At 71.4% G+C, this 8,185-nt stretch carries 9 protein-coding genes; 2 read left to right on the top strand and 7 right to left on the bottom strand.

All coding sequences use genetic code 11. The features are described from left to right. Positions 1 to 14: 14 nt before the first annotated feature. The 3 genes from VGD44_RS15550 to VGD44_RS15540 all read right to left on the bottom strand — a co-directional run bounded on the left by VGD44_RS15550 (position 15) and on the right by VGD44_RS15540 (position 3,468). Entirely contained in the window at positions 15 to 608 is a 594-nt protein-coding gene (locus tag VGD44_RS15550; RefSeq protein WP_331088666.1) for a hypothetical protein, read from the bottom strand. Between the two features lie 302 nt (positions 609 to 910). Next, positions 911 to 1,450 carry an RcnB family protein gene (locus tag VGD44_RS15545; RefSeq protein ID WP_331088664.1) on the bottom strand — a complete coding sequence of 180 codons (540 nt, stop codon included), beginning with the start codon at positions 1,448 to 1,450 and terminating at the stop codon, positions 911 to 913. Between the two features lie 143 nt (positions 1,451 to 1,593). After that, complete coding sequence (locus VGD44_RS15540; protein WP_331088662.1) at positions 1,594 to 3,468, bottom strand: ATP-binding protein; 1,875 nt, start codon at positions 3,466 to 3,468, stop codon at positions 1,594 to 1,596. A gap of 224 nt (positions 3,469 to 3,692) precedes the next feature. On the opposite strand from VGD44_RS15540, the gene VGD44_RS15535 reads away from it, so the two are divergent. Beyond that, a complete protein-coding gene (locus VGD44_RS15535; protein ID WP_331088660.1) occupies positions 3,693 to 3,869 on the top strand; it encodes a Flp family type IVb pilin in 177 nt (58 codons plus the stop codon). Here the strand turns inward: VGD44_RS15535 and VGD44_RS15530 are convergent. Beyond that, the gene (locus tag VGD44_RS15530; RefSeq protein WP_331088658.1) at positions 3,866 to 4,498 is read right to left on the bottom strand and encodes a response regulator transcription factor; all 633 of its coding nucleotides are present in this window, start codon (positions 4,496 to 4,498) and stop codon (positions 3,866 to 3,868) included. The two genes, VGD44_RS15535 and VGD44_RS15530, sit on opposite strands and share 4 nt — an antisense overlap. 41 nt (positions 4,499 to 4,539) lie before the next feature. Further along, positions 4,540 to 5,811 carry a HAMP domain-containing sensor histidine kinase gene (locus VGD44_RS15525; protein ID WP_331088656.1) on the bottom strand — a complete coding sequence of 424 codons (1,272 nt, stop codon included), beginning with the start codon at positions 5,809 to 5,811 and terminating at the stop codon, positions 4,540 to 4,542. 157 nt (positions 5,812 to 5,968) lie between these two features. Between VGD44_RS15525 and VGD44_RS15520 the strand changes: the two genes are divergently transcribed. Beyond that, entirely contained in the window at positions 5,969 to 6,865 is an 897-nt protein-coding gene (locus VGD44_RS15520) for a PEPxxWA-CTERM sorting domain-containing protein (RefSeq protein ID WP_331088654.1), read from the top strand. Here the strand turns inward: VGD44_RS15520 and coaD are convergent. Together coaD and VGD44_RS15510 are read right to left on the bottom strand one after the other, a co-directional pair. Further along, entirely contained in the window at positions 6,816 to 7,310 is a 495-nt protein-coding gene (gene coaD, locus VGD44_RS15515) for a pantetheine-phosphate adenylyltransferase (RefSeq protein ID WP_331088651.1), read from the bottom strand. The two genes, VGD44_RS15520 and coaD, sit on opposite strands and share 50 nt — an antisense overlap. Before the next feature lie 263 nt (positions 7,311 to 7,573). Continuing rightward, the coding region (locus VGD44_RS15510; RefSeq protein ID WP_331088649.1) for a DNA gyrase C-terminal beta-propeller domain-containing protein at positions 7,574 to 8,185 on the bottom strand (612 nt) is incomplete at its 5' end.

Genomic DNA, 8,185 nt, shown 5'->3' with positions numbered 1-8,185 from the left:
GGCGCTGCGCGCCGTCAGCCGGTGTCGCGGTGGATGACGGGCGGCGAGGCGTCGTCGTCGTCCGCGTCGGCGTTCAGCTCGTCGAAGGTCGGGAACTCGACCCCGTCCGGCAGCGGCGGGGGCCTGGGCAGCTTGCGCCAGGTCGCGGCCAGCTCTTCGGGCAGGTGCAGGACGCGGCAGGCGCGCAGCACCTGGGCGTCGAGGTCGCCGACCAGGAAGTCGGGCTCGTCGTACCAGTCGTCCAGTTCGAAATCGAAGAGGTCCTCGCAGAGCTTGCGGGAGGGAAGCTCGGGATTGTCGGCGGCGGCGATGCGCGCGACCGCGTCCTGCAGGTCGGTGACCCGCCGCTCCATCGCGTTCTCGCGGATCACCGCGTCGCGGCGGGCGATGAGCTTCGCCCGGACCTCTTCGTCCGCCCACTCGCGGGCGAGCTTCGCCTTCAACGCCAGGGTCTGGCGCAGCGAGCGCGACATGCGCTGGTAGGTGCGGCCCAGCTCGGCGATCTCGGCGGCCTCCTCCGCCGCCATCAGCTTGGCATGCGCCTTCTCCGCGGCGGCGAGATCGAGCTCGGCCAACCGCGCCAGCATCGCCTCGTCGCGCGAGAGCATGGGGGACGCATCGGTCATGCGGGGAGTGGAACACGGGGGTACGTCAGCGGACGTAGGGTGTTGTCCTGGAAACGAGAAGACGGTGAGAACCGTCAGGCCAGCTATTCATTAGCGGTCGGCGCCGCGCGGCGTGCCTCTACGACCCTGCCGCTTCGCGCATTGGGCTCCCATTGCCGCATGTGTCCGGCAGTCGGGAGGCGGATGAAGAGATGATCCCTCCCCTACTTTCCTCCGGAGCTCTGGCTCGGGGAACTTCGATAGCGCCTCGCCTCCGCCGGTTGTCCGGCGGAGGGGCGCGTCGGCTAGTAGCGACGGTACTCGTACTGGCTGGGATACTCGTGGCCGTTATCGTTCAGGGCGCCGGCGATGATCAGGCCGATCACGCCTGAGGCGATGGCGGCCATGACCACGTCGCCGTTGTCCGACCGGTAGTAGCGGTAACCGTGGCGGGGCGGCGGCAGTCGGTAGGCGCGGTAGTCCGAAATCACGTACTGGCGGCTGTTGTAGTAGGGGTACCGCTGACCCGTCCTCCAACGGCCGTCATAGCCGTCGTAGCCGTATCGGCCGCCGTAGTAGCGGTGCTCGCGATGACCGCGGCGATAGTCGCCTCGATCGGCGCGGCGATCGTCGCGACGGTCGTATTGGTCGGGGCGGCCATCCCGGTCCCGGTCGCGGTTCCATTCGCGCACGTCCGGGCGGCCATCCCGGTCGCTGTCGCGATAGCGGTCCTGGGCGTAGTAGCGGTCCTGGGCGTAGTAGGGCTGAGCCGCGGCGACGCCTGCGGGCAGCACACCGGCGAGCGCGGTGGCGGCGGCGACGGCCGCGATGAGGGCCTTGTTCATAGGGGTCTCCTTTCGAGAGAGCACGCACTCTAAGGGAGCGCGGATGACCGCAGGGATTGCTGCGGCGTTCATCTGCCACTCAGGATGGGAGGCGTACCCCGTACCAACGCGTGCGAAAGGCGCAGGTTGCGGCCCGGTGCGTGTCAGGGCGCAGCGCGGGCGATCAGTTCGGCCAGCTGCTCCGCCACCCGGGTCGGGGGCGTGGGTTTGCGCAGGAGGGAGAAGGGTTCGCCGTTCAGGCGGGTGAAGGCGCCGGGCGCGAGGTCCTGCAGGTCTCCGGTCAGCAGGATCGCCGGCAGGCCCGGCCGGCGCGCGTGGACCTCGTGGATGAGGTCGAGGCCGTTGAGGCCGGGCATGGCGAAATCGGTGACCAGGGCGTCCACCTGGGCGCCCCGATCCAGTTGCCCGAGGGCCGCGGCGGCGTCCTCCGCGCCAATGGTGGCGAAGCCGGCGTCCTGCAGCGAGCTCATCAGGCCGTCGCGGACCTGTTCGTCGTCGTCGACGACGAGGACGCGCCGCCCGTCGCCGTCGAGGGCGGGACAGCGGACATCCTGACGGGAGACCGTGTCCGGCGGCTTGAGGCTCGCGTCCGCCTGCGGGATCCACAACGTCACCGTCGTGCCGCGGCCGGGTTCGCTTTCGACCGACAGGGCGCCGCCCGACTGTTCGGCGAAGCCCTTGGCCATCGAGAGCCCGAGGCCAGTGCCCTTGCCCCGGGGCTTGGTGGTGAAGAAGGGCTCCACGACGCGGGCGAGGTCGGCGGGGTCGATGCCGGCGCCGGTGTCGGCGACGACCAGGCGCACGTAGCGTCCGGCGGCGAGCCTGGGACTGTCGCTGTCCCGCTCCAGGACCGTGCCGGCCGCGGAGAGCGTCAGGTCGCCACCGTCGGGCATGGCGTCGCGGGCGTTCGTCGCCAGGTTCAGGAGCACCGTCTCCAGCTGTCGGCGGTCGGCCAGCAGGCTGCCGGCCCCCTCCCCGGCCTGGACATGGATGCGGATCGACGGGCCGATCGCGTCGGCGATCAGTTCGCCCACCTCGGTGAGCAGGCCGTGGGCGTCGATCGGTTCGCTGCGCAGCGAGTCGCGCCGCGCGAAGGCGAGCAGGCGGCGGCTGATCGCCCCGCCGCGGTCGACGGCCTGCTGGATCCGGGTCGCCTGGCGGGCGACCTCGTCGCGGTTGTCCGGACGCCGTTCGATGCGGGCCACGCTGCCGCTCACGACCTGCAGGATGTTGTTGATGTCGTGCGCGACGCCGCCGGCGAGCTCGCCCAGCGCAGTCATCCGCTCGGCATGCGCCGCCTGGGCCTGGGCCGCCTCGCGCGCGGCGATCTCGCGGCGCACCTGGCCCTCGGCCAGCCGGCTGTCGACGAACAGCGCCGCGCTCCAGTTGATGTTGGCGAAGAGCACCGCGGCGTAGCTGGTCAGGAGGGCGGTGATGCCCAGGTTCACGGGCGAGGGGTGCTGCAGCAGGGCGAACAGCGTCCCGGCCACGAGCAGGCTCACGTACGACATGGCGGCCAGCGGCACGGTGGCGAGCACGAATGCGCCGCCGCTCAGCATGCCGGCGGTGAGGCAGGCCACGAAGAGCTGCACCTGCAGCGGCGCGCCCACGAACCAGGCCGCCGGTACGATCGCCCAGATGGCGCCGAACACCGCGCCGTTGACCGTCGCCCGCCGGATCGCGCGCCGTGAGGCCGGTCGCCGCTGGGGCGCGCCCTTGCCGAGCCGGCCGCGCAGATAGGCCAACGCCATCGCCAGGAGCCCCGCGGCCCAGATCAGGTGCTCGGCCCTGAGCGTCCCCGTCGACGCCAGCACCGCCAGCAGGATGAGCGAGTTGACGCAGCTGGCCGTCATGACGACCGGTGTGAGGCGCACGATGGCGTGGATCTGCGCGCCCCGGATCTGGGCGGCCTCCTCCTCGTCCGCCGGGATCCGATCCAGGGCGAGGTCGAGCCACCGCGGACGCCCCGAGGGGGCGTCGGCTGTGGCTCGGCTCGCTCGTGGCGACCACCAATGCATGGTTGCAGCCCGCCCTCGACGTGATTGCATACTACGCCAAAGGCGCGATCTGTCGCCCGGAACTACCTAGAGTGCAGGTTTCCGCCCGCCGGTGGCTACCGACATTGCCGTGAGATTTGAACGCGATGCGGTTCTCGCGGTGCAGGGCGGACCGTCCGGCCCCCGCAAGTTAACCGCGCCGCTTCGCGGAACGCTAAGGAAGCCGGGGTCACCGTGCTCGAGGCATGAAAGCGACGTTCGTCAGATTCCTCAGGTGCAGCCGCGGCGCGACGACCATCGAGTATGGCCTCATCGCGGTGCTGATCGCCGCGACGCTCCTCGCGAGCCTCACGGCGGCGGGCCAGTCCCTGGCGAACGCTTACGACACCATTCGCGACACGCTCGCGACCACCCTCGGCTAGATCAGCCCCATCTCCCGCGCCTTGAACACGGCCTCGGTGCGGTTGGCGGCGCCGAGCGCGGCCAGGGCCGCGGCGGCGTGGGTCTTGATGGTGGCGGGCGAGAGGTCGAGGGCGCGGGCGATCGCCTTGTTGGACTGGCCGGCGGCGATCATCCGCAGGACATCCATCTGGCGTTCGGTAAGGCGCGCGGCGACGCCGGCCGGGGGCGCCATGCCCTGGCGCTGGCGGGCGGCGAGCTCTCCGACCCGCGGCGGCAGGTAGCGCCCGCCGGCCAGGATCAGCCGGATGGCCGCCTCGATCACGGGGCTGCGGGAGGTCTTCGGCGCAAAGCCCGCGACGCCCAGCTGGAACAGCGCCAGGAGCAGGGCGTCGTCCTCGTTGCCGGTGACCACCAGGATCGGCGTCTCGGGCGCCGCCGTCATGAGGCCGCGCACGCCGTCGAGCGGCGCGGCGCCTGGCATGATGAGGTCGCTGATGATCAGCGACGGCCGTGCGGCGGCCGCTGCGGTCCAGGCAGACGGGAAGTCGGCCGCCTGGGCGATCTCGGCTTCGGGCCACGCCAGGGCGACGACGCCGACGAGCGCCTCGCGCATCATCGCGTGGTCGTCGCAGATCAGGCACGACTTCATGGCCCGCCGCCGCCCCCAAACGCCACCGCAAGCGGCGGACTTCAGGCAGGTTTCGTCGGCGCGGTGGGAAGATCAAGCCAGAAGGCGGCGCCGTGAGTCCATTTCCGGTCCAGGCCGACGGCCCCGCCCATCAGCTCGGCGATGCGGCGGGCGGAGCCCAGGCCCAGGCCGAAGCCCCCGCGGATCTCGTCGGGACGGTCCGAGCCCTGGACGTAGTCCTCGAACAGCCGCGGCGCGTCGGCCTCGCAGACCCCCACCCCGTCGTCGATCACCCACAGGCGCACCCGCCCGGCGCGGCGCCGTGCGCCGATCAGCACGCGGGTGGCCTTGGCGTGGCGCAGGCTGTTGGCGACCAGGTTGCCCAGCGCGCGCTCAGCCAGCGCCGGGTCGGCGATCGCGGCCAGGCCGGTGGGCATGGCGACGAGCTCGGTCCCCGCGAGCCGGGCGGCGGCCTCGTGCAGCTCGGCGACCCGGGCGATCAGGGAGCCCACCGGCGCCTCGACGGGATGCGCCTTGACCGCGCCGGCCTCGAGCCGGAGGTGGTCGAGCATCTGCTCCAGCAGCTGCTCGCTGGAGTCGAACGCCCAGGCCGCGTTGCGCTGGGCGCGCTCGCGCTGGGCCGGATCGGGGCTGCGCATGGCCTGCTCGAAGAAGAGGCGGGCGGCCTGCAGGGGCTGGCCCAGGTCGTGGCTGGCCGAGGCGAGGAAGCGGCTGCGCGCCGCCTGCTCCGCGGCGACCCGGCCCAGGGCGGCCTCGGCGGCCTGGCGGGCCTCGGTCTCCCGCGTCACCGCCCGCTGCAGGACGCCGCGCAGCGACAGGACGACGTAACCGTAGGCCAGCGCGAAGAGGATCATCGCCGGCGAGTGCGGCTGCCAGTGGAGCGCGTACCAGAGCCCGATCGAGGCCGGGATGATGAGGATCTGCAGCCCCAGGCCCGGGCGGGCCGGCGGGCGGCGGATGGAGCCCATGACCACGAAGGTGACGACGCCGACCTGGTAGACGACCACCACGAGGAGGAGCGAGGGCTCGGCATAGGCGGCGCCGATCCAGAACGCCGCCACGATCACGATGGTCCCGGCCCAGGCGACGAACCGATTGCAGAGCCGCCACCGACGGCGCGCGAGCTCTGGCGTGGCGGCCGGGCGCACGGCGTTGGCCAGCAACGCGAGCCAGATCGTCATGTAGGCGGCGAGGATCGCCATCCCGACGTGGCGGTTCAGGGCGGGCGCGCCGTCGTCCAGCCAGAACAGGACGTAGGCGCTGAGCCCCGCCAGCGTCGCCATCTGCGCAAGATGCACCGCCACGCGCCGCATGGGCCCTCCTCCGTTGCCCTATCTCAGCTCGCACGCCGCCCAGCGCAACCGCGTCGGCCATCGGGCTAGCCCATCCGGCTAGGCCAAACGCCCGACGCGCAGCCCCGCGCGGCGTGGTCAACAGGTCGCCGATTGGCAAAGTCACCGAGGTGCGACCATGAACAAGCTTGCGCTGCTTATCCTTCTCGCGGGGACGGCCGTCGCCGCGCCGGCCGCCGCCGCGACCTTCGCGGTCAGCATCGGCTCGCCCGTGGGGACGCCCTCCTGCGGCAACGCCAGTGCGAACGAAGGGGCGCCGACCGGGCGGTCGCTCACCTGTGCTCCGATCGGCGGCGCGTCGCTCCTCGACGGGAGCGCGGCGGCGACCTTCGGGTATGTCGGAGGCACGAGCAGCGCCGCGGTCGGCTCGGGCTATTTCGGAACGGCTTTCGGGATCGGCACGCAGAGCACCTTCACGGATTTCGTGACCTTCACATCGGACCCCAGCATCACTAGCGTGGCCGTCGCGGCGAACCTGGCCTTCTCCGGCGCCATGAACTCGACAGGCGCCGCCAGCGCCAGCGTCGACCTCTTCTACTCGCTGGCCGGCGGTGGTTCGCTCGTCTTCAGCGGTGGCGACGATTCCGGCATAATCCGCAATGACTTCAGTATCGTGCAGGGCGCGGTATCGGGCGCCCTGACCGACGCATTGCTGCGCACGCACTTCTTCGTCGTGCCGACCAACACGCCCCTGCTTATGACCCTGTCGCTCGGCACGGGGGCCGGGGTCGGCGGCAGCGGCTCGCCGGAGTCGGCGACGTCGCAATTCAGCAACAGCTTCGAAGTGCCGTTCGGCATCGACGCGTTCGTGCTGCCGGACGGCGTCACCGCCAACGCCGGCGACTGGCTGGTGAACAACCGCCGGGTGGGTGGTCCGACGGAGGGGATTCCCGAGCCGGCGACCTGGGCGATGATGCTGCTGGGGTTCGGCGCCGTCGGCCACCTGCTGCGGCGGCGCGCCCAGCTCAGTTGCGCCCGACCTTCTCCAGCAGGCGGTGCTTCACCGAGGGGCTGACGAAGCTGGTGATGTCGCCTCCCAGGACGGCGATCTCCTTCACCAGCTTGGAGGCGATCGCCAGGTGGCGGGGGTCGGCCATGAAGAAGACGGTCTCGATCTCGCGGTCGAGCTGCTGGTTCATGGCGGTCATCTGGAACTCGAATTCGAAGTCGGCCACGGCGCGCAGGCCGCGCACGATGACGCTGGCGCCGACCTCGCGGGCGAAGTGCATGGTCAGGCCTTCGTACGGCTTGACCTGGATCTCGCAGTGATTGCGCAAGGGGGCCACGGCCTCCTCGACGATGGCCACGCGCTCCTCGAGGCTGAAGAGCGGGCCCTTGCCGGCGTTGATGGCGACGCCCAGGACCAGGCGGTCGACGATCTTCGCCGCCCTGCCGATGACGTCGGTGTGGCCGTTGTGGATGGGGTCGAACGTGCCCGGATAGAAGCCGACGCGATTCATGCGGCTGAGGTCCCCCAACACACCTAGTTCGCCCTTTCGCCGCCGGCGCCGCTTCTGGCAAGGGAAAAACGCCGTGCCCCTGGGTGACCCTCGGACACGCCGGGCTCCGCTTCCGGTCGCGGTGGCGCTTCAGGGCCGCCTTGTACCGCAGAGGTCGCAGAGGTCGCAGAGATCACGCGGAGCGCGCAGAGGGGCAGTGCATCTCTGCGCTCTCTGCGAAGCCTCTGCGCTCTCTGCGGTTAGATGGAGCGCCTGCGGCGCGCTCAGAGCTCGCCGCCTTCGGGCGCTTCGGGGAGTTCCGCGTCGTCGCCCTCTTCGTCTTCGCCGGAGTCGGCGAGGCGTTCGACGGAGACGACGTGCTCCTCGGCGCTGGTGCGGAAGATGATCACGCCCGAGGTGTTGCGGCCGACCATGCGGACCTGTTCCACCGGGGTGCGGATGAGTTGGCCCTGGTCGGTGACGAGCAGGATCTGGTCGCTGTCCTCCACCGGGAACGAGGCCGCGAGACGGCCGCCGCGCTTGGTGAGGTCCTGGGCCAGGAGGCCCTGGCCGCCGCGGCCGGTGCGGCGGAACTCGTAGGCGGAGGTGCGCTTGCCGTAGCCCTCGGTGGAGACCGTGAGGATGACTTCCTCGGCGGCGCCGAGCTCGGCGATGCGCTCGGGCGACAGGGCGGCGTCGCCGGCGGCTTCTTCCTCCTCGTCCGGGGCGGCCACGTCCTCGGCGTCGTCGCCTTCGCCGGTCACGGCTCTGCGCATGGCGTTGGCGTGCTTCACATAGGCCGAGCGTTCGTCGGGCGTGGCCGGGACCGAGCGCAGGATGGCCATGGAGATGACGCTGTCGCCCTCGGCCAGGCGGATGCCGCGCACGCCGGTGGA

The organism is Phenylobacterium sp. (genome assembly GCF_036402295.1).
Lineage (GTDB): Bacteria > Pseudomonadota > Alphaproteobacteria > Caulobacterales > Caulobacteraceae > Phenylobacterium.
Note: the sequence above shows the minus strand (reverse complement) of the source record. Positions and strands in the feature narration are given on the sequence as shown.